Annotated in this window: 22 protein-coding genes and 1 pseudogene; 18 read left to right on the plus strand and 5 right to left on the minus strand. The window is 66.9% G+C overall.

Annotated features, from left to right (window positions below; genetic code table 11):
- From GIY56_RS10945 to GIY56_RS10990, 10 genes and pseudogenes are all read left to right on the plus strand, one after another.
- On the plus strand, positions 1-531 hold the full coding sequence (locus GIY56_RS10945) for a nucleotide exchange factor GrpE (protein ID WP_154764869.1): 531 nt from the start codon (positions 1-3) through the stop codon (positions 529-531).
- A gap of 90 nt (positions 532-621) precedes the next feature.
- Positions 622-1,206 (plus strand): S-(hydroxymethyl)glutathione synthase, encoded by a 585-nt coding sequence (gfa, locus tag GIY56_RS10950; RefSeq protein WP_154764870.1) that lies wholly within the window; start codon positions 622-624, stop codon positions 1,204-1,206.
- An 88-nt stretch (positions 1,207-1,294) separates the two neighbouring features.
- A complete protein-coding gene (locus GIY56_RS10955) occupies positions 1,295-2,425 on the plus strand; it encodes an S-(hydroxymethyl)glutathione dehydrogenase/class III alcohol dehydrogenase (protein ID WP_154764871.1) in 1,131 nt (376 codons plus the stop codon).
- Between the two features lie 78 nt (positions 2,426-2,503).
- Entirely contained in the window at positions 2,504-3,145 is a 642-nt protein-coding gene (locus GIY56_RS10960) for an ATP-dependent Clp protease proteolytic subunit (protein ID WP_154764872.1), read from the plus strand.
- Positions 3,142-3,657, plus strand: a complete 516-nt coding sequence (locus GIY56_RS10965) for a GNAT family N-acetyltransferase (RefSeq protein ID WP_154764873.1) — start codon at positions 3,142-3,144, stop codon at positions 3,655-3,657. The genes GIY56_RS10960 and GIY56_RS10965 overlap by 4 nt, the downstream gene beginning before the upstream one ends.
- Complete coding sequence (gene fghA, locus GIY56_RS10970) at positions 3,647-4,480, plus strand: S-formylglutathione hydrolase (protein ID WP_154764874.1); 834 nt, start codon at positions 3,647-3,649, stop codon at positions 4,478-4,480. The genes GIY56_RS10965 and fghA overlap by 11 nt, the downstream gene beginning before the upstream one ends.
- A gap of 166 nt (positions 4,481-4,646) precedes the next feature.
- Positions 4,647-6,443, plus strand: a pseudogene (locus GIY56_RS10975) (methanol/ethanol family PQQ-dependent dehydrogenase); the annotation flags it as partial.
- Between the two features lie 185 nt (positions 6,444-6,628).
- Positions 6,629-7,291, plus strand: a complete 663-nt coding sequence (locus GIY56_RS10980) for a c-type cytochrome, methanol metabolism-related (RefSeq protein ID WP_154764876.1) — start codon at positions 6,629-6,631, stop codon at positions 7,289-7,291.
- 1 nt (position 7,292) lies between these two features.
- Complete coding sequence (locus tag GIY56_RS10985) at positions 7,293-8,105, plus strand: substrate-binding domain-containing protein (RefSeq protein WP_154764877.1); 813 nt, start codon at positions 7,293-7,295, stop codon at positions 8,103-8,105.
- Positions 8,102-8,632, plus strand: coding sequence for a PQQ-dependent catabolism-associated CXXCW motif protein (locus tag GIY56_RS10990; RefSeq protein ID WP_328288514.1), 531 nt, complete (start codon positions 8,102-8,104; stop codon positions 8,630-8,632). Before GIY56_RS10985 ends, GIY56_RS10990 begins: the two co-directional genes overlap by 4 nt.
- Here the strand turns inward: GIY56_RS10990 and GIY56_RS10995 are convergent.
- The gene (locus GIY56_RS10995) at positions 8,607-9,512 is read right to left on the minus strand and encodes a YncE family protein (protein ID WP_154764878.1); all 906 of its coding nucleotides are present in this window, start codon (positions 9,510-9,512) and stop codon (positions 8,607-8,609) included. The two genes, GIY56_RS10990 and GIY56_RS10995, sit on opposite strands and share 26 nt — an antisense overlap.
- A 20-nt stretch (positions 9,513-9,532) precedes the next feature.
- Positions 9,533-10,087, minus strand: a complete 555-nt coding sequence (locus GIY56_RS11000) for an SRPBCC family protein (RefSeq protein WP_154764922.1) — start codon at positions 10,085-10,087, stop codon at positions 9,533-9,535.
- 222 nt (positions 10,088-10,309) lie between these two features.
- On the opposite strand from GIY56_RS11000, the gene GIY56_RS11005 reads away from it, so the two are divergent.
- The 6 genes from GIY56_RS11005 to GIY56_RS11030 are packed head-to-tail and all read left to right on the plus strand — an operon-like array spanning position 10,310 to position 15,150.
- Positions 10,310-11,455 (plus strand): ABC transporter substrate-binding protein, encoded by a 1,146-nt coding sequence (locus tag GIY56_RS11005; protein ID WP_230312449.1) that lies wholly within the window; start codon positions 10,310-10,312, stop codon positions 11,453-11,455.
- Positions 11,452-12,417, plus strand: coding sequence for a YVTN family beta-propeller repeat protein (locus tag GIY56_RS11010; RefSeq protein ID WP_154764880.1), 966 nt, complete (start codon positions 11,452-11,454; stop codon positions 12,415-12,417). Before GIY56_RS11005 ends, GIY56_RS11010 begins: the two co-directional genes overlap by 4 nt.
- Before the next feature lie 27 nt (positions 12,418-12,444).
- On the plus strand, positions 12,445-13,008 hold the full coding sequence (locus GIY56_RS11015) for a cupredoxin domain-containing protein (protein WP_154764881.1): 564 nt from the start codon (positions 12,445-12,447) through the stop codon (positions 13,006-13,008).
- Between the two features lie 8 nt (positions 13,009-13,016).
- Positions 13,017-13,742 carry an ABC transporter ATP-binding protein gene (locus GIY56_RS11020; protein WP_328288515.1) on the plus strand — a complete coding sequence of 242 codons (726 nt, stop codon included), beginning with the start codon at positions 13,017-13,019 and terminating at the stop codon, positions 13,740-13,742.
- The gene (locus GIY56_RS11025; protein WP_154764882.1) at positions 13,739-14,560 is read left to right on the plus strand and encodes an ABC transporter permease; all 822 of its coding nucleotides are present in this window, start codon (positions 13,739-13,741) and stop codon (positions 14,558-14,560) included. Before GIY56_RS11020 ends, GIY56_RS11025 begins: the two co-directional genes overlap by 4 nt.
- A complete protein-coding gene (locus tag GIY56_RS11030; protein ID WP_154764883.1) occupies positions 14,557-15,150 on the plus strand; it encodes a hypothetical protein in 594 nt (197 codons plus the stop codon). Before GIY56_RS11025 ends, GIY56_RS11030 begins: the two co-directional genes overlap by 4 nt.
- Positions 15,151-15,401: 251 nt before the next feature.
- Here GIY56_RS11030 and GIY56_RS11035 read toward each other — a convergent pair whose 3' ends face one another.
- The 3 genes from GIY56_RS11035 to GIY56_RS11045 form a co-directional block, all read right to left on the minus strand.
- On the minus strand, positions 15,402-16,088 hold the full coding sequence (locus GIY56_RS11035; protein ID WP_154764884.1) for a 5'-nucleotidase, lipoprotein e(P4) family: 687 nt from the start codon (positions 16,086-16,088) through the stop codon (positions 15,402-15,404).
- A gap of 54 nt (positions 16,089-16,142) precedes the next feature.
- Positions 16,143-17,390 (minus strand): MFS transporter, encoded by a 1,248-nt coding sequence (locus tag GIY56_RS11040; protein WP_154764885.1) that lies wholly within the window; start codon positions 17,388-17,390, stop codon positions 16,143-16,145.
- Positions 17,391-17,504: 114 nt separating this feature from the next.
- Positions 17,505-18,098: a LolA family protein gene (locus tag GIY56_RS11045; RefSeq protein WP_154764886.1), complete on the minus strand. Its 594-nt coding sequence runs from the start codon at positions 18,096-18,098 to the stop codon at positions 17,505-17,507.
- 138 nt (positions 18,099-18,236) lie between these two features.
- Between GIY56_RS11045 and GIY56_RS11050 the strand changes: the two genes are divergently transcribed.
- Both GIY56_RS11050 and GIY56_RS11055 read left to right on the plus strand, forming a co-directional pair.
- Entirely contained in the window at positions 18,237-19,469 is a 1,233-nt protein-coding gene (locus GIY56_RS11050) for a putative DNA modification/repair radical SAM protein (RefSeq protein ID WP_154764887.1), read from the plus strand.
- The gene (locus GIY56_RS11055; RefSeq protein WP_328288516.1) at positions 19,466-20,887 is read left to right on the plus strand and encodes a UdgX family uracil-DNA binding protein; all 1,422 of its coding nucleotides are present in this window, start codon (positions 19,466-19,468) and stop codon (positions 20,885-20,887) included. The genes GIY56_RS11050 and GIY56_RS11055 overlap by 4 nt, the downstream gene beginning before the upstream one ends.
- The last annotated feature ends 6 nt before the right edge of the window (positions 20,888-20,893 follow it).

Below are 20,893 nucleotides of genomic sequence, written 5' to 3' on the forward strand. Positions count from 1 at the left end.
ATGAACGAGCAAAACGAACAGCCCCTTGACGACATCCTGGCGGATCCGCTGGCCGATCCCGCGGACGAGATCGCCGCGCTTCAGGCCGAGCGCGACGAATTCCGCGACAAGTTCATGCGCGCCCTGGCCGATGCCGAGAATTCCCGCAAGCGCGCCGACAAGGACCGCCGCGAGGCCGAGCAATATGGCGGATCGCGCCTGGCCCGCGACCTTTTGCCGGTCCATGACGCGCTGACCCGCGCGCTGGATGCGGCGGGCGACGAACAGCGCGCCGCGGCCGCCGCCCTGATCGAGGGGGTGGAACTGACCCTGCGCGAGCTGTCCAACGTCTTTGCCAGGCACGGCATCACCGTGATCACCCCCAAGCCCGGCGACAGGTTCGACCCGTCCGAACACGAGGCCATGTTCGAGGCCGCCGTTCCCGGCACCAACCGGGGCGAGATCATCCAGGTGATGGACAACGGCTTCCGCCTGCACGACCGGCTGCTGCGCCCGGCCAAGGTCGGCGTGTCGTCCACGCCTGCCGGCTGAAGCGGCTGCTACAACCTTCCGCTGACTTGCCGAAAACTCCCGATGGCGCGACGGTGACATCACGTTCGGTTCATCGGGAGGGGAAGGACCATGGCCAGCACTGATGGGGTGAAGATACACCCCGCCGTGGACAACGGCATCAAGCAAGGCAATCCCAGTTTTTCAGGCGGGGTTCTGACCTGCAAATGCGCGACCAACCCGGTCAAGGTCCGGGTCGGCGCGCAGACGGCGCACAACCACGTCTGCGGCTGCACGAAATGCTGGAAGCCCGACGGGGCGGTCTTCAGCCAGGTGGCCGTCGTGTCGCGCGACGCGGTCCAGGTTCTGGAAAACGGCGACAAGCTGCAGGTGGTCAACAAGGACGCGCCGATCCAACGTTACGCCTGCACGGGCTGCGGCGTCCACATGTATGGCCGGATCGAGAACAAGGACCACCCGTTCTACGGCCTAGATTTCGTCCACACCGAACTGTCGGACGAAGCCGGCTGGTCGGCCCCGGAATTCGCGGCCTTCGTCAGCAGCGTCATCGAATCGGGCGTCGATCCGTCCCGGATGGACGGCATCCGGGCGCGGTTGCGCGAACTGGGGCTGGAACCCTATGACGCGCTGTCGCCGCCCTTGATGGACGCCATCGCGACCCATGTCGCCAAGCGGTCGGGCAAGCTGGCGGCTTGACGGGACAAGCGAACCCCACGCACAACCAGGGGGCCGCCTTGCGGCCCCTGTGGCTTTACAGAATGCCCGAACGGATAGGAGACTGACGATGAGAACCCGTGCCGCCGTGGCCCTTGAGGCTGGCCGACCGCTGGAAGTGATGGAGGTGAACCTCGAAGGCCCGAAGGCGGGCGAGGTGATGATCGAGATCAAGGCCACCGGCATCTGCCACACCGACGAATTCACCCGGTCCGGCGACGACCCCGAAGGGCTGTTCCCGGCGATCCTGGGCCATGAAGGCGCGGGCGTCGTGGTCGAGGTCGGGCCGGGCGTCACCTCGGTCAGGCCGGGCGACCACGTGATCCCGCTTTATACCCCGGAATGCCGCGAATGCGCGTCCTGCCTGTCGGGCAAGACGAACCTGTGCACGCGGATCCGCGCGACCCAGGGCCAGGGCCTGATGCCCGACGGGACCAGCCGGTTCAGCATGCTGGACGGCACGCCGATCCATCACTACATGGGCTGCTCGACCTTCTCGAACTTCACCGTGCTGCCGGAAATCGCGGTCGCCAAGGTGCGCGAGGACGCGCCCTTCGACAAGATCTGCTATATCGGCTGCGGCGTGACCACCGGCATCGGCGCGGTGATCAACACCGCCAAGGTGGAAATCGGCGCCAAGGCGGTGGTCTTCGGCCTGGGGGGCATCGGGCTGAACGTGATCCAGGGCCTGCGGCTGGCGGGCGCGGACATGATCATCGGCGTCGATCTGAACAACGACAAGAAGGAAATGGCCGAACGCTTCGGCATGACCCACTTCGTCAACCCCAGGGAAATAGACGGCGGCATCGTCCCTCATATCGTCGAGATGACCAAGACCCCCTTCGACCAGATCGGCGGCGCGGATTATTCCTTTGACGCCACCGGCAGCACCAAGGTGATGCGCGACGCGCTGGAATGCACGCACCGGGGTTGGGGCCAGTCGGTCATCATCGGCGTGGCGGCGGCAGGCGCGGAAATCAGCACGCGTCCGTTCCAGCTGGTCACGGGCCGGGTCTGGAAGGGCACGGCCTTCGGCGGCGCGCGGGGGCGCACGGACGTGCCGAAGATCGTCGATTGGTACATGGACGGCAAGATCGAGATCGACCCGATGATCACCCACACCATGCCGCTGGAGGACATCAACAAGGGCTTCGACCTGATGCACAAGGGCGAGTCGATCCGCTCGGTCGTCCTTTACTGATCGTTCATCCCTGCATAGGTAAAGGAACGGCGGGACCATGGTCCCGCCGTCGCCATGAGGAATAAAAGGAGCAGGCCGATGCGTCACCAGTGGCTGGACGATGACGACGACGACGAACCCGAGGAAGACGACCGGCGCCACGAGGGCGAGAAGGACGGCGGCCTGGGCCTGCCCGAAGGCGACAAGATCGGCAAGCTGTACTTCAAGTCGCGCACGGTGATCGTCGCGGGCACCATCAACGACAAGCTGGCGCAGCGCACCGTGGCGCATCTGCTGGCCTTGGCGGAAGACAGCGACAAGCCCATCAACATGCTGATCTCGTCCCCCGGCGGGCATGTGGAATCGGGCGACATGATCCATGACGTGATCAAGTTCATCCGCCCCAATGTCCGCACCATCGGGTCGGGTTGGGTGGCCTCCGCCGGCGCGCTGATCTTTGTCGCGGCGAAAAAGGAAAACCGCTACTGCCTGCCCAACACGCGCTTCCTGATCCACCAGCCTTCGGGCGGGATCGGCGGCACCTCGTCGGACATGATGATCCAGGCCGAACAGGTGCGCCTGATGCGCGACCGGCTGAACCAGATCTTTGCCGACGCCACCGGCCAGCCGGTCGAGCGGATCGAAAAGGACACGCAGCGCGACTTCTGGCTGAACACGCAGGAGGCGCTGGATTACGGGTTGCTGAACAAGGTGATCCGCAGCGCGGACGAACTGGCATGACGGGAGGCGGGGTGGACATCCGCCCCGCGTCCGCCGCCGACCATGACGCCATCTGGGCGATTCTAAGGCCGGTCTATCGCGCGGGGGAAACCTATTGCATCCCGCGCGACATTTCCCGCGACGACGCCCTGGCGGACTGGTTCGCCACGCCCTTCACGGCTTTCGTGGCGGTGATGGACGGCCGGATCCTGGGGACCAGCCATGTCGGCGCGAATCGTCCGGGCGGCGGGTCGCATGTGGCGAACGCCTCCTTTGCCACCCATCCCGACGCGCGGGGCAGGGGGATCGCGCGCGCCCTGGTGGACCACGCGAAATCCTGGGCGGCAGGGCAGGGTTTCACGGCGATGCAGTTCAACTTCGTCGTGGCGACCAATGCCGATGCCGTCCATTTGTGGCAGAAGGTCGGATTTGCCATTGTCGGCCGCCTGCCGGGCGCGTTTTGTCACCCCACGCTTGGGCCGGTCGATGGGCTGGTCATGTTTCAGAACCTGGAGGTGTCGGATGACGCTTGAAACCGTATCGGAAAACCGCAGCTTCGGCGGCACGCAGGGCGTTTACCGCCACGCATCGCAATCGACCGGCACCGACATGACCTTCGCGGTCTTCATGCCGGAACTGGTGGCCCATGAACGGGTGCCGGTCCTGTGGTATCTGTCCGGCCTGACCTGCACCCATGAAAACGCCATGACCAAGGCCGCAGCCCAGGTGTGGTGCGCGGAAGCCGGCATCGCCATCGTCTTTCCCGACACCTCGCCCCGTGGCGAGGGCGTGGCCGATGACGAGGCCTATGACCTGGGCAAGGGCGCGGGCTTCTATGTCGATGCCACGCAGGATCCGTGGGCGCCGCATTACCGGATGTGGCAATACATCGTCCACGAACTGCCCGAACTGGTGGGCGACAATTTCGCCATCGACCGCGAGGCGATGGGCATCACCGGCCATTCCATGGGTGGCCACGGCGCGCTGACCATCGCCATGACCCATCCCGACCGCTACAAGTCGGTGTCGGCCTTCGCGCCCATCGCCAACCCCACCGAATCCGACTGGGGCCAGAAACAGCTGACCGCCTATCTGGGCGAGGATCGCAGCACCTGGCGCGCCCATGATTCCACGGTCCTGATGACGGAACGCGGCTTCCCGCGCGAGGTGCTGATCGACCAGGGCAGCGCCGACCAGTTCCTGGACAAGCTGCGCCCCGAGGCGCTGGCCCATGCCATGATGGCGCGCCGCCAGCCGGGGCAGTTCCGGATGCAGCCCGGCTATGACCACAGCTATTTCTTCGTGCAAAGCTTCATGGCCGATCACGTGATGTGGCACGCCGAACGCCTGCTGTAAGGGGATGCCGATCATTCCCGACCGCCTGGGCAATTCACCCTAAGACTTTAGGGCTAAGTGCCAGAACGTCGCATTGACGCAAGGAGGCGCGCACCAAAGAGTGACGCTAGGACGGCGACGGGAGGAGGGAGCCTGTCGCACGCTTCCAACAGCGGAGGAGCACTTCATGAAAAGATTGCTGAACAGCACGGTCGCCGTGCTGCTTCTTTCGGGCGCGGCAGCCTATGCCAACGACAGCGTCCTGGCGGAAATCGCCAAGCCGGAACAATGGGCGATCCAGACCGGCAACTATGCCAACCACCGGTATTCCGAACTGGACCAGATCAACCGCGAGAACGTGGGCGACCTGCGGGTCGCCTGGACCTTCTCGACCGGCGTGCTGCGCGGCCACGAGGGCAGCCCCCTGGTGATCGGCGACGTGATGTATGTCCACACCCCCTTCCCCAACAACATCTTCGCCCTGGACCTGGCCAATGACGGCAAGATCCTGTGGCGCTATGAACCCCAGCAGGACCCCGAAGTCATCGCCGTCATGTGCTGCGACACCGTGTATCGCGGCGTGGCCTATGCCGACGGGCTGATCATCAGCCACCAGGCCGACACCACCCTGGTCGCGCTGGACGCCAAGACCGGCGAAGTGAAATGGCAGGTCAAGACCGGCGATCCCGCCATCGGCGAGACGAACACCGCGACCGTGCTGCCCGTCAAGGACAAGGTGATCGTCGGCGTCTCGGGCGGCGAATACGGCGTGCGCGGCCGCGTCACCGCCTACAGCCTGGCCGACGGCAAGGAACTGTGGAAGGCCTATTCCACCGGCCCGGACGCGGAAATGCTGGTCGATCCCGAAAAGACCACCCATCTGGGCAAGCCCATCGGCGCCGACAGCAGCCTGAAGACCTGGGAAGGCGACCAGTGGAAGATCGGCGGCGGCACCACCTGGGGCTGGTATTCCTATGACCCGGAGCTGAACCTGATCTATTACGGGACCGGCAACCCCTCGACCTGGAACCCGTCGCAGCGGCCGGGCGACAACAGGTGGTCGATGACCATCATGGCTCGCGATGCCGACACCGGCATGGCCAAGTGGTTCTACCAGATGACGCCCCATGACGAATGGGACTTCGACGGCGTCAACGAGATGATCCTGACCGACCAGGAGATCGACGGCCAGCCGCGCAAGCTGCTGACGCATTTCGACCGCAACGGCCTGGGCTATACCCTGGACCGCGAAACCGGCGAACTGCTGGTGGCCGAGAAGTACGATCCGGCCGTGAACTGGACCACCGGCGTGGACATGGATCCGAATTCGGAAACCTATGGCCGCCCGCAGGTCGTGGCCGAATACTCGACCGCCCAGAACGGCGAGGACGAGAACACCACCGGCGTCTGCCCGGCGGCGCTTGGATCGAAGGACCAGCAGCCTGCGGCCTATTCGCCCAAGACCCAGACCTTCTACGTGCCGACGAACCACGTCTGCATGGACTATGAACCGTTCCGTGTCGCCTATACCGCGGGCCAGCCCTATGTCGGCGCCACCCTGTCGATGTATCCGGCCCCCAACAGCCATGGCGGCATGGGCAACTTCATCGCCTGGGACAACGTCGAGGGCAAGATCAAGTGGTCCCTGCCCGAACAGTTCTCGGTCTGGTCGGGCGCCCTGGCCACCGCGGGCGACGTGGTCTTCTACGGCACGCTGGAAGGCTTCCTGAAGGCGGTCGATGCCGAAACGGGCGAGGAGCTTTACAAGTTCAAGACCCCGTCCGGGATCATCGGCAACGTGATGACCTATGAACATGCCGGCAAGCAGTACGTGGGCATCCTGTCGGGCGTCGGTGGCTGGGCCGGGATCGGTCTGGCGGCGGGCCTGACCAACCCGAACGAAGGCCTGGGCGCCGTGGGCGGCTATGCCGCGCTGTCCGATTACACGGAACTGGGCGGCCAGCTGACGGTGTTCGAGCTGCCGGGCGAGGCTTCGGCCGCAGCCGAACCTGCGGCGGAACCGGCGCCTGCCGAAGGCGGCACCAGCGGCTAATACTTTCGGCCCGCTAACGCAAAGTTGCGCTATCAAACCCTCCCCCCGAGGATAATCTCGGGGGGAGTTTTACCTGCGGAGGAACGGGTAAATTGAATTTCGGGAGGAACGAGACAATGAACGCCATCACCAGCCTTGCGTCGCTGGCCCTTGCCGCATCCGTGGCAACGACCGCCCTGGCGCAGGACGCGACGACCCCCACCCCCCCGCCTGCCGAGGCCGGCGCAGGCGCGGCAGCCGCGACATCCGGCGCGGCCCCGGCGGCTGCGGAACCGGCGGCATCCGGGGCAAGCGACGCGCCCGTCGCGATGGCCGAGGGCGCGACCACCCTTCCCAACGGCATGGACATCACCCCCGCCACGCAGGAAAACGGCCGCTGGTACAACGCCGAGGGGATCCCGACCTACAAGATCGACAACGGCGTGGTCGATTTCGCGACCTTCAACGGCTTCCGCCGCTATTCCGCCGAATGCCATGTCTGCCACGGTCCCGACGGCGAGGGTTCGACCTATGCGCCGGCGCTGAAGAATTCCGTCCTGCGGATGGATTACTATGCCTTCCAGGAAATCGTCGCCTCGGGCAAGCAGGACGTGAATTCGGCCGCGAACCTGGTGATGCCGGCCTTTGGCACCAACAAGAACGTCTGGTGCTATATCGACGACATCTATGTCTATCTGCTGGCGCGGGGCACGGACGAACTGCCGCGGGGCCGCCCCGGCGAACGCGCCGACAAGTCCGAGGAATACACGGCGCAGGAAGATTCCTGCATGTCGATGTAAGATGGGCATCCTTCGCTGGCTGATGGCGGCGGTGATCCTGGGCGCGGTTCCCGCCGCGGCCCAGGTGGCGGACCTGCGGTCCAACACGCAGTTCCGCGTGTGCGCCGATCCCGCCAACGCGCCGATGTCGTCGCAGGACGGGTCGGGGTTCGAGAACAAGCTGGCCCAGACCTTTGGCGAATGGCTGGGCCTGCCCGTGACCTATACCTGGTTCCCCTCGGGCATGGGCTTCATCGCCAAGACCCTGCGCGCGGGGGAATGCGACGTGGTCATGGGCTATGCCCAGGGCGACGAGCTGGTGCAGAACACGAACCATTACTACACCTCGGTCTTCGGGATCGTGACGCGCAAGGACAGCGAGTTGGCAGGCGTCGATCACCTGTCCGACCCGGCGCTGAAGGGCCACCCCCTGGGCGTGATCGCGGGATCGCCGCCCGCCACGATCATGGCACAGGCGGGGCTGGCCAAGGACATGCGCGGGGCCGATCTGTTCGTGGACCGCCGGGTCAAGGATCCGGTGGGCGACCTGATCGCGGGCGTCAAGGACGGCACGCTGGACGCCGCCGTGCTGTGGGGTCCGCTGGCCGGGCCGCGCGTCAAGGACGACCCCGACCTGCAGTTCACGCCGCTGTTGAAGGAAACGAGCGGGCCAAAGATGTTCTATCGCATCACCATGGGGGTGCGCCTGCCGGAACAGGAATGGAAGCGCGAACTCAACAGCCTGATCCGCCGCCACCAGCCCGAGATCAACGCCATCCTGCGCGAGGCGGGCGTGCCCCTGGTCGATGACTACGGCAAGGAGCTGATCCAGTGATCCGCGCGGTCTTGCTGGCGCTGCTGCTGGCGGGACCGGCCACGGCCCAGGTGCCCGAACCCGACACCTATCGGGGCGAGCCTTACCGCGCCCCGGTTCCCGCCACCCTGCAAGGCGCCACCGTGATCGACGCGGCGCAGGCGATCCGGCTGCATGGCCAGGGGGTGCCCTTCCTGGACGTGCTGCCCCGCAAGACCCGGCCCGAGGGGCTGCCCGAAGGCACGATCTGGCGCGAACCGCCGCATGAAACGATCCCCGGCGCGGTCTGGCTGTGGGACACCGGCTGGGAAAACCTGTCGCCCGCCGAACAGGCCCGGCTGGAACGCGGGCTGGCCGAGGCGTCAGGGGGCGATCCCGCCGCGCCGCTGGTGATCTTCTGCCGCAGCGACTGCTGGATGAGCTGGAATGCCGCCCGCCGCGCGGTCGCCCTGGGCTATGCCGCCATCCACTGGTTCCCCGGCGGGATCGAGGGCTGGCAGGCCGCCGGCGGCGCGCCCCTGGTCAAGGCCGTGCCTGCCGCCCCGTGAACTGTCCGAAGGCGCGGGGACCGGCGGGCATGGCGATTTCCGCCGTGATCTCCAGGCTGTCGGCGTCGATGAGGACCAGCGTGTCGGAATCCCAGTTGGCGACCGCCAGGGCGCGGCCGCCGGGCAGGGGGCTGATGCCCTCGGGATAGTCGCCGATGGGAACCTCGGCCAGGACCTTCAGCGTGGCGGGGTCAAAGACCGTCAGCGTGCCCGCATACTGGTTGGTGACAAAGCCCCGCCCCCCGGCGAAACCCACGGCATAGGGATGGCTTCCGGTCGGCACGCTGCCCACCAGCTTTCCCGTGGCAGCGTCGATCACCGACACCGTGTCGCCCTGCACGTCCGCCGTCCAGAACCGCCCGTCGTGAAAGGTGATGCCGAAGGGATGCGCGCCCGCCGTCTTGACCCTGTGCAGCAGCGCGCCGGTCGCGGCGTCGAAGATGCTGACCCCGTCGTCGTCGCGGTCCGCCGTCGCCACCATGCGGCCATCATCGCTGACCGCCACCCCCGCAGGCGCGGCACCCGTGGGCACGGCCCAGACCTGCCGCAAATCCCGGTCCAGGCGCAGCAGCCGCGCCCCGAACCAGTCGGTGACGAACAGCCCGCCCTCTGGTGCGACGGCCAGCCCGAAGGCGCCTTCGCCCAGGTCGCGCGTGGCGGTGACGGCGCCCGTCTCGTCCAGCACGGACAGCCGCCCGGTGTCCGCCGCGATCACGTAGGCGCGCCCCGCCGCCGGATCATAAGCGACGGGCGCGGGCTTTCCCGCAACCGGCGTCCGGGCCAGAACCGCGCCCGTGCCGGTATCGACCAGCGTGACCATCTCCGCGTTCTGGCTGGTGACGAAAGCCAAATCCCCCGCAAGCGCACGGGATGCCAGCATCAAGGCCAGAACGGCAAGCCTCACTCGGCCTTGCCGAAGCGTTCGGCCAAGGCGTCCAGGCCCGCCTGATAGATGCCGTTCACCGCGGCCATCGCCGCGTCGTCGTTCAGGGCGGCGGGCGGGTTGTTGTTGGGATAGCCGCGATAGAACCCGGCCTTCCAGGTGACCTCGGCGCGGCCGTCCTTGTCCTTGACCTGCAGGGTCGAGGAATAGTTCGTCACCGGCAGCACCTCGACCGCGACATCGGTGATCATGTACTTGTATTGCCGCTTGTCGGGGTCGATCGACATCAGCTTTTCGGTGATGGTCGGATCGCCGCTTTCGGCCTTCAGGTGCAGGACGCGGGTCGATTCCTCGGGAACATCGGCAGGCGCGCCCTCGGGCGTCATCTCGGTGCGGGCGACGGCGGGATGCCAGCTCATGTCGTCGAACCGGCCCACGACCTGCCACACCTCGTCCGGGGTGGCGTCCAGCACGACTGTCTGTTCGGTCTTCAGCCGTGCCGGTCCATGCGCATGTGCCCCCATCGTCATCGCCAGCGTGGCGGCGACGGCCAGGCCCAGCATCCTGTGCATCATCTGCGTCGTTCCCTTCCAGTTGCCGGACCGACCATGCGCGCGGTGGGAACCTGCGTCCATAAGACCTAAGACTGATCCAAACTTTCCCGGCAAGGGCGGGAACATAAACCGTCTTGCCGCAAGGCGTTCCACGACCCAACATGCAAGGCAGGGAGACGCGAAATGTTCAAGGCAATCATGGGATTTCTGGCCGGTGCCTGCGCATTGGCCGGGCCGGGCATGGCCCAACAGCCGCCCGAAGCGCAGCAGATCCGCACAGCCGTGCTGCGCGTGGATGAACGGCGCCTGCCGCCGATCTCGCGGCTGGATCTGCCGGTCGCGGATCTGGGTTTCGCGGGCGCGCGCCTTGCGACCGAGGACAACGACACCACCGGCCGCTTCATGGGCCAGGATTTCGAGACGGTCGAGATTACCGCCACCCCCGAAACCGCCGTGGCCGAGATGGACCGGATCATCGCGGACGGCATCCAGTTCGTGGTGGTGCTGGCCGATGACGCGACCACGCTGGCCCTGGCCGACCAGGCGGGCGACCGGGCCATGCTGCTGAACGCGCGTGCGCGCGGCGATGCCCTGCGCGGGGCGGATTGCCGGTTCAACACCATCCATGTCGCGCCCAGCCATGCCATGCTGGCCGATGCCCTGGCGCAATTCCTGATGTGGAAGAACTGGCCCGACTGGCTGCTGGTCCATGGCAGCCACCCCGAGGATCAGGCCCTGGCCGCCGCCTATCGCCGGTCCGCGGCCAAGTTCGGCGCCACCATCGTCGAGGAGCGCGTTTATGAAGACACCGGCGGCGCGCGCGCGACCGATTCGGGCCATGTCCAGGTCCAGGCGCAGATCCCGGTCTTCACGCAGCGCGCGCCCGACCACGACATCCTGATCGCGGCGGATGAAAGCGACATCTTCGCCCCCTACCTGCCCTACCTGACCTGGGATCCGCGCCCCGTCGCCGGCTCCGTGGGTCTGGTGCCACGCAGCTGGCACCCCGCGATGGAGGCCTGGGGCGGCACGCAATACCAGAACCGCTTCGAGCGCATGGCGAACCGACCCATCCGCGAGGAAGACTATCAGGCCTGGCTGGCCCTGCGCATCGTGGGCGAGGCCGCGACGCGGACGAATTCCGCCGATCCTGCCGCCTTGCGCGCCTTTATCCTGTCCGATCAGTTCGACGTGGCGGGCTTCAAGGGCCAGAAGCTGACCGTGCGGGACTGGGACCACCAGGTCCGCCAGCCGATCCTGCTGACCACGGGGCTGCTGACCACATCGGTCAGCCCGCAGGACCAGTATCTGCACCAGACCAGCGCGCTGGACACCCTGGGCATCGACCGTCCCGAAACCGAATGTTCATTCCCGGAGGTTCCATGAAGCATCTTCTGATCCTCGTCCCCGCCCTGGCGCTTCTGGCGGAACCGGCGCTGGCGAACCGCGTCTTCGTCACGAACGAAAAGGGCAACGACGTGACCGTTCTGGACAGCGAGACGCTGGAGGTGATCGGCACCTATCCCGTCGGCAACCGCCCGCGCGGCATCACCATCGCTCCGGACGGGTCGGAACTCTATGTCTGCGCGTCCGACGACAACCTGGTCCGCGTGTTTGATCCCCAGACGATGGAGGAGATGCACACCCTCCCCTCGGGTCCCGACCCGGAACTGTTCGTGCTGCACCCGTCGGGCAACCCGCTTTATGTCGCGAACGAGGATGACAACCTCGTCACCGTGGTCGATGTGAAGACCCATCAGGTGCTGGCCGAGATCCCGGTGGGCGTCGAACCCGAGGGCATGGGCGTCAGCCCCGACGGCGGCATCGTCATCAACACGTCGGAAACGACGAACATGGCGCATTTCATCGACACCGAGACGTTCCAGATCGTCGCCAACGTCCTGGTGGACAGCCGCCCCCGTTTCGCCGAATACAACCACGACGGCACCAAGCTCTATGTCAGCGCCGAGATTGGCGGCACCGTCAGCGTGATCGACCCCGCCACGCAACAGATCACCGGGAAGATCACCTTCGAGGTTCCGGGCGTGTTGCCCGAGGCGATCCAGCCGGTCGGGGTGCGGGTGACGAACGACGGCAAGAAGGTCTTCGTGGCCCTGGGGCCGTCGAACCGCGTGGCCGTGATCGACGGCGAGACGGACGAGGTCAAGGATTACCTTCTGGTGGGCCAGCGGGTCTGGCAGATGGCCTTCACGCCGGACGAGAAATACCTGTTCACCACCAACGGCAACTCGAACGACGTGTCGGTGATCGACGTGGCCGCCGAGGAGGTCGTGAAATCCGTCCCCGTGGGCCAGCAGCCCTGGGGCGTCGTGGTCGCGCCGAATTGATGCCATCCGTTTCCCAAGGAGAATGACATGACCCGTTTGCTGACCGTCCTGATGATGGTGGCCGGCCTCTCGGTCCCCGCCGCCGCCCAGGAGGCCGCCGCCCCCGCCGAAGGAGCCGCTGCGTCCGAAGCCGCGCCCGAGGCCGCTGCGGCCGAGGAGGAAGAAGGCGAGGAGGAGGAAGAAGGCACTGCCGCGACCGCCTATGACGCCACCGGCAAGTTCGATTACGGCTTTTCCGGCATCATGGCGCGCGACAACCGCACCGATCTGGCGCCCCTGACGCTGGCATCCGGGCAGCCGGTCGCGGGCGGTAACTACACGCTGAAATCGGGCGGCTTCTACCGCATCGCCATCAATGCCGACGGCAGCCAGGAACTGGCGCTGTCGGGGGGCGATTTCTTCCGCGCCATCTGGATCAACGAGATCGTCATCAACGACATCGAGATCCGCCCGATGGGTGTCCACAGCATCGAATTCGACAATGCGGGCACGGCGATCATCAGCTTTGTTGCAATCACGCCGGGCCGCTATACGCTGTCGGTGCCCGGATCGTCCGGCGACACGCAACAGGCCGTGTTCAACATCCAGTAAGGGCCGACGTGACCACGGACGCGCTGCGCATCACCGGCCTGTCGCACCGCTTCGGCAGCGTCCCCGCGCTGTCGGACGTGTCCTTGACGGTGCCGCGCGGCAGCTTCACCGCGCTGCTGGGCGTGAACGGCGCGGGCAAGACCACGCTGTTCTCGCTGGTGACGCGGCTTTACAGCAATGTCTCGGGCAGCATCGAGGTCGCGGGATACGATGTCCGCCGCCAGCCTGCGCAGGCCATGGCCCGGCTGGGCGTGGTGTTCCAAAGCCGCGCGCTGGATGCAGATCTGTCGGTGGCGCAGAACCTGGCTTACCACGCCGCGCTGCACGGGATGGGGCGCCGCGCCGCGCGGGATCGGATCGCTCAAGTTCTGGCCCAGGTCGATCTGGAAAGCCGCGCGGGCGACCGCGTGTCGGCCTTGTCGGGCGGCCAGCAGCGCCGCGCGGAAATCGCCCGCGCCCTGATCCACCGCCCCGACCTGCTGCTGCTGGACGAGGCGACGGTGGGCCTGGACGTGAAGTCGCGGGCCGAGGTCCTGGCCCTGACCCGCCGCCTGATCGCCTCCGAAGGCGTGTCCGCCCTGTGGGCCACGCATATCCTGGACGAGATCGGGCCGGACGACGCCCTGGTGATCCTGCACAAGGGCCGCGTATTGCAAAGCGGCCAGGCGGCCGCCATTGCCGGGCCTGCGGGGTTGACCCAGACCTTCCTGTCGCTGACGGGTGCCGCCGCATGACGGAACGCCGCTTTCCGGCCCGTGCCTGGTTCACCGCCTTCCGCGGCATCGCCTGGCGCGAAACGCTGCGCTTCGTCCAGCAGCGCGGGCGGTTCCTGGCGGCCCTGGTGCGCCCGCTGGTCTGGCTGTTCATCTTTGCCGCCGGTTTCCGCGCCGTCCTGGGTCTGTCGATCACGCCGCCCTACCAGACCTATGTGCTGTACGAGGTCTACGTGACTCCCGGCCTGGTCGCGATGATCCAGCTGTTCAACGGGATGCAGTCGTCGCTGTCCATGGTCCATGACCGGGAAACCGGGGCGATGCGGACGCTGCTGGTCAGCCCCTTTCCCCGCTGGTTCCTGCTGGGGTCCAAGCTGATGGCGGGGGTGATCGTGTCGATCATCCAGGCATACACCTTTCTGGCGATCGCCTGGTTCTGGGACATCCGCCCGCCCGCCTGGGGCTATGCCGCGGTCTTTCCCGCGCTGGTCCTGTCGGGGCTGATGCTGGGCGCGCTCGGGCTGTTCCTGTCCTCGGCCATCCGGCAGTTGGAAAACTTCGCGGGGGTAATGAACTTCGTGATCTTCCCGATGTTCTTCGCCTCATCCGCCCTCTATCCGCTGTGGCGGATGAACGAAAGCTCGCCCCTCTTGCACGACATCTGCGCGGCCAATCCCTTCACCTATGCGGTGGAACTGATCCGATTCGCGCTTTACGGTGAGATGAACTGGCTGGCCTTCGGGGTGGTCGCTGGCTGCCTGGCGCTGTTCTTCGGCGGGGCGGTCTTCATGTATGATCCCGCCAAGGGCCTCTGGGCCAGACGGAAGGAGAGGGGATGAAACGCATCGTCTTCGCGCTGATGATCGCCGCCGGGCCTGCCTGGTCGGCCACGGGCACGGATCCCGACTGGCCCTGCATCCAGCGCAAGCAGCCGCATCTGTCGCTGGGCCAGGTCTGGACCGGCCCGGTCCCGGACGCGCGTGTGACGGAACTGGCCCGCGACCCGCAGATCGAGGCGCTGGCCGCCCGGCTGGAACAGCGCCGCCTGCCGCTGGAGGAGGCCGAGGCGATGATCGCGGACTTTGCCAAAGACGCCGACGACGCGCGCCTGACCGCGCTGATGGTGGCGATCATGGGCAAGATCGAACCGGACAGGTCCGCGCTGATCGACGGCATCGCCCGATACGGCCGCAGCCAGGTTGCCATGGCCCAGAGGATCGAGGAACGCCGCGCCCGGATGGCCGAGCTGGAAGCCGCGGCGGAACCCGATTTCGACGCCATCGACGCGGCGGAAGAAGCCCTGGACTGGGACCAGCGCATCTTCACCGAACGCCAGCAATCGCTGACCTATGTCTGCGAAACCCCGGTGATCCTGGAACAGCGCGCCTTCGCCCTGGGCCGGGCGATCGCGGGGCATTTGGGGGATTGATGGTTGACTGGCGGCGGCCATCGCCGTCGCCACGTCGTGACCTTGCCACCGGAACCGCCGGGCCTCAAAGGCCCGGCCAGCGCCCGCCCCGCCCCCAGGCGGGCGCTTCACGCCCCCCTCGGGTCGGGCGCTGGCCTTATGTAGTCTTGGGCTGAACCGTCTCTGATGGCACCGCCGCGCGAAGGGCGGGGGAAACGCTAGTCGCGTTTCCTGATCCCGCCCTGCCAGCAATGGCCTTCGCCAATCAGGCGTCAGCGTGGCTTGGGCACCTCCCAGGGCCGCAACTCCGCCTCCATCCACGTCCCATGGGCGGCGTTCGGAAAGACGATCCAGTCCTCGCCGAACCGGTCCGCGTGATCCTCGGCCAACCTGTGCTGTTCGTCCAGCGTCGCGCCCGCGAAGCAGCCGTGGAAATCGTGCAGCGTGTCGCCCAGGTGCAGGACGACCCGGTGGTCGCGTTCCACCGCCGCGCGGCGTTCCGCCTTGGGCGGGCCGAACAGCAGCACCCGGTCCGCCCTGACCTGCGGCAGGCCAAGGCGCGACAGGGTGGCGATGGTGGCCAGCTTGTTTTCCTCGAACCGGTCGGACACGTAGAAGACCGTCACCCCCAGCCGGTCGGCCAGGCGGAAGAAATCGGCGGCACCCGGCAGCAGATGCGGCGTGCCTTCGCGTTCCCACAGCTTCCACGTCTCGAACCCGTCGCCATGTTCGCCCAGGGTCATCGCGTGGGCCATCACGGCGGTGTTGTCGATGATCGTCTCGTCGATGTCGCTGACCACGGCCAGGCCGGTGCCGGTGCCGTTCGCGTCCACCGCGGCGCGCAGGCGCAGCGTCGCCAGGGCATAGCATTGCCGCTGCAAGGCCTTCACCTCGGCCGAGCGTTGCTGATAGCGGATCGCGATGGCGCGTTCCGACGGGTGATGGCGGGGCGGGGTCATGCGGCGAATCCTGTCAGGGGATGCGCCGGACCCTAGAACCCCCGCCGCCGCGCGTCAAACCGCAGCAGTGGCCACGGGCAGGCGCGAGGGCGCCTCGCGCACGGGCAGGTGGATCAGCGCGCTGACCGCGCCGACACCCACGCCCACCCACCACACCAGGGTATAGTCGCCATAGGCGTCATAGAGCCTGCCCCCCAGCCACACCCCCAGGAACGACCCGATCTGGTGGGACAGGAACACGAAGCCGTACAGCGTCCCCATGTAGCGCAGCCCATAGATATGGGCCACCAGCCCCGAGGTCAGCGGCACGGTCGCCAGCCACAGCGCCCCCATCACCAGCGAAAAGACGATGACGGTCAACGGCGTGATCGGGATCAGGATGAAGGCGGCGGCGGCGATGGTGCGCAGCGCATAGATCCCCGCCAGCAGGTATTTCCGGGTGTAATGCTTGCCCAGCCAGCCCGCCAGGATCGACCCCGCGATGTTGGCCAACCCGATCAGGCTGATCGCCGCCGCGCCCAGGGCCGATGTCGTGGTGATGCCGATCGAGGCCAGCGTGCCCATCGGGCTGATCGGCCCGCACATCTCGGTGATCATCGCCGGGAAATGCGCGGTGATGAAGCCAAGCTGATAGCCGCAGGAAAAGAAGCCCACGAAGATCATCAGAAAGGACGGGTCGCGGAAGGCGCGGTTCAGCACGCTGCCCAGGCTTTCCTCCAGCGCGTGGCGTGGGGCGGGCTTGCCATCGCCCAGCAAGGGCAGGAACGCCATGCAGGACAGCACGATCACGCCGAAGATGATGAACACCGTCTGCCAAGTGTAAAAAGCCAGCAGCACCTCGGCCAAGGGCGCGCCGAAGACCTGGCCTGCGGACCCGGCTGCGGTGGCGATGCCCAAGGCCAGGCTGCGGTTGTCGTCGCTGGCGGCGCGGCCCACCACGGCCAGGATCACGCCGAAGCCCGTGCCCGCAATGCCGAAGCCGACCATCACCTCGAGCAGTTGCACCGTGGCGGGGGTGGTGGCGAAGGCCGTCAGGATCAGCCCGGCGGAATAAAGAACCGCGCCGAGGATGATCGCCCAGCGGTCGCCCCAGCGTTCGGCCAATGCGCCGAAGATCGGCTGCCCGATCCCCCAGGCCAGGTTCTGGATGGCGATGGCCAGCGAAAATTCCGCGCGCGGCCAGCCGAAATCCGCGGCGATGGGGATCTGGAACACGCCGAAACTGGCCCGCAGGGCGAAGTTGATCAGCAGGATCAGCGATCCGCCGATTAGGATGGGCGTGAACAGGCGGGATGGGGGCATGGCGGAACCTGCGCGGCCAAAGGTCGCAGCCAGTTGAACCCGTCAGGTCCGAAGATCAAGCCCCGGCGGCGTGATGCGATCCATCAGCCGCCATGATGGGATCGCCGCGACCGATCAGTTGCGCCGCGCCAGTTCGTTGTTGATCGAGAATTTCGACGCCGGAATCGACCCGCCTTCGCGCATCTCGCCCAGGATCACGGTGGTCTTCTGGCCGCCGTCGTCGGTCACGACCCATTGGCGCAACTGCGTCGGCCCGCCCGTGAAGACCATCTGGATGTTGCCGTATTGCGGGTTCTGCGGATCCTGCGCGGTGACGACCGTGGCGTTCTTCGATTCCGTGTGCGCCGTGACCATGTTGGCGCGCCCCAGGTTCACGTTGGCGTCCAGGATGATCGACAAGGGCGTCTGCGACAGCGGATATTGCTGCGGCCCGCCCGATTTCGGATCGAACACCGCCACGTTTCCGCCGGATGCCATGACCAGCGTGTTGTCGTTGTTGTACTCGAAGCGCACCCGCCCCGGCCGCTGGATATAGACCGTCCCGGTCGAAATGGACCCGTCCGGGTTCACCTGCGTGAATTCCGCCGTCGCGGTGGTCATGCGGTTCAGATAGCGCGACAATTCGTTCAGCGGGATCTTCTCGGCCAGGGCCGGGAAGGCCAGGGCAAGAACAAGGGCGGGCGCAAGGGCGAGGGATCTGATGTTCATGGCGCCGATCTTATCCTTTCCGGTTCGGGATGCACATCACGTCTGGCGGATGGCACGGGCGGCGAACGCTCGCGCCGATGTGAGGGTTCCGGGCACGGGCCGGTTGAACGGAACACAGCAGGAACATATATTCGGCGCATGGCACAGCGAACCCTCCAGCAGAAGCTTGCGATCCTGTCGGACGCGGCGAAATACGACGCCTCTTGCGCGTCCAGCGGGACGACCCGGCGCGATTCCCGCAGCGGCGGGTTGGGATCGACCGAGGGCATGGGCATCTGCCACGCCTATACCCCCGACGGGCGCTGCATCAGCTTGCTGAAAATCCTGCTGACGAACTTCTGCATCTATGATTGCGCGTATTGCATCAACCGCGTCAGCAGCAACGTCGAGCGCGCCCGCTTCACGCCCGAGGAGGTCGTGACCCTGACGCTGGAATTCTATCGCCGCAACATGATCGAGGGGCTGTTCCTGTCCTCGGGCATCATCCGCAGCCCGGACGAGACGATGAGCCAGATGGTCCGCATCGCCCGGACGCTGCGGGTGGACCATGGCTTCAAGGGCTACATCCACCTCAAGACCATTCCCGACGCCTCGCCTGCTTTGGTGGCCGAGGCGGGGCTTTATGCCGACCGCCTGTCGGTCAACATCGAGCTGCCCCAGGACGCCAGCATCCGCGAACTGGCCCCCGAAAAGCGCCCCGAAACGATCCGCGCCGCCATGGCCGATGTCCGCCTGGCGCGCGAAGCCGCGAAGGAGCAGACCCACACCGGCAAGCGCCCGCCGCGTTTCGCGCCCGCGGGCCAGTCCACGCAGATGATCATCGGCGCGGATGGGGCGACGGACCGGGACATCCTGCGGACCTCGGCCAACCTCTATTCCGGCTATGACCTGAAGCGGGTCTATTATTCCGCCTTCAGCCCGATCCCCGATGCCTCGGCTGCCCTGCCGCTGATCAAGCCGCCCTTGATGCGGGAACACCGGCTGTATCAGGCCGACTGGCTGATGCGCTTTTACGGCTTCGAGGCCGACGAGATCGGCGCGGCCCATCCGTCCGGCTTCCTCGATCTGGCCATCGACCCCAAGCTGTCCTGGGCATTGGCGAACCGCGCGCAGTTCCCGGTCGATGTGGCGACGGCGACCAAGGAAATGCTGCTGCGCGTTCCCGGCTTCGGCACCAAGACGGTGACGCGGATCCTGGCCGCGCGCCGCAACGGGCCGGTGCGGTATGCGGACCTGCTGCGCATGGGGGCGGTCATGTCGAAAGCGCAGCCCTTCGTGACGCTGCCCGACTGGCATCCCGGCGGGCTGACCGACAGCGCGTCCCTGCGCGCGCGCTTCGCGCCCAAGCCCCAGCAGTTGCAACTGCTGTGATCCGCGTCGATCTGCCCCGTTTCGGCCGGTTCGCGGCTTGGCGCGATGCGGCCCGGCAGTTGGCCACCAACCGCGTGGATGCGGCAAGCGTCACCTGGGCCGATGAGGACACCCCCGCCGGACTGTTCGGCGCCGACCCCCTGCCGCCGCCCGGCCCGCATCCGGTCGCGGCCACCAAGGATTTCCTAGCCTTGGCCCAGACCGTCGCCAGCCATTCCGACCCCGAACGCTGGGCCTTGCTCTACGCCGCGCTGATCCGGTTGCAGGACGACCGGGGCTTCATCGCCAATCCCGCCGATCCGCTGACCGACCGGCTGTCGCGCATGGCGAAATCCGTGCGCCGCGACATCCACAAGATGCACGCCTTCGTGCGCTTCCACGAACTGCCCGGCGACAATCCGCGCCGCAGCTTCGGCGCCTGGTTCGAGCCGGAACACCCGATCCTGGAGGCCGCCGCCCCCTTCTTCGCGAAACGCTTCGCCGACATGGACTGGCTGATCGCCACGCCCGAGGGCATCGCGCGCTTCGACGGCGCGATCACCTATGCGCCCCCTGCACCGCGCCCGGATTTCCCGACGGATTCCAGCCACACCCTGTGGCACACCTATTTCGCCAACATCTTCAACCCCGCCCGCATCAAGACCAATGCGATGCGGTCCGAGATGCCGCGCAAATACTGGAAGAACCTGCCCGAAACGGCCCTGATCCCCGAGATGCTGGCTGACGCCCCTCGCCGCGTCCAGGCCATGCGCGAGGCCGGGGCGTCTGAGGCCCCCGCCTTCGCCGCCCGCGTGACCGCCCGCATCCGCCAGATCCCGGACGACACCCCGCCCGAGACGCTGGAGGCCGCGCGCGAACAGGCCGGGCGCTGCACGCGCTGCGACCTGTGCCATGCCGCGACCCAGACCGTCTGGGGCGAGGGCGATCCCACGGCCCCCCTGATGATCGTGGGCGAGGCGCCGGGCGATCACGAGGATCTGCAAGGCCGCCCTTTCGTTGGCCCAGCGGGTCAGTTGCTGCGGCAAGCGATGGACCAGGCGGGTCTCGATCCCGCGCAGGCCTGGATGACCAATGCGGTGAAGCACTTCAAGTTCACCCCGCGCGGCAAGCGCCGCATCCACCAGAACCCGGCTGCGGGAGAGATCCGTCAGTGCAAGTGGTGGCTGGACATCGAACGGCGTATGATCGCGCCGCGCCTGACGCTGGCCCTGGGCGCCACCGCCGCCTTTGCCCTGACCGGCAACCGCGCGCCCCTGACCCCCCGGCGCGGCACCGTGGAAACCGCGCTGGACGGCGGGCCGGTGCTGATCACCTGGCACCCCAGCCTGATCCTGCGGTTGGATCCCGGCGCGGCGGCTACCGCGCGCGGCCAGTTCGCCGCCGACCTGTCGCAAGCCGCCCGGCTGATGGCGGCATAGCTTTCA

Origin of the sequence: Paracoccus lichenicola, assembly GCF_009708075.1 — a bacterium.
GTDB classification, from domain to species: domain Bacteria; phylum Pseudomonadota; class Alphaproteobacteria; order Rhodobacterales; family Rhodobacteraceae; genus Paracoccus; species Paracoccus lichenicola.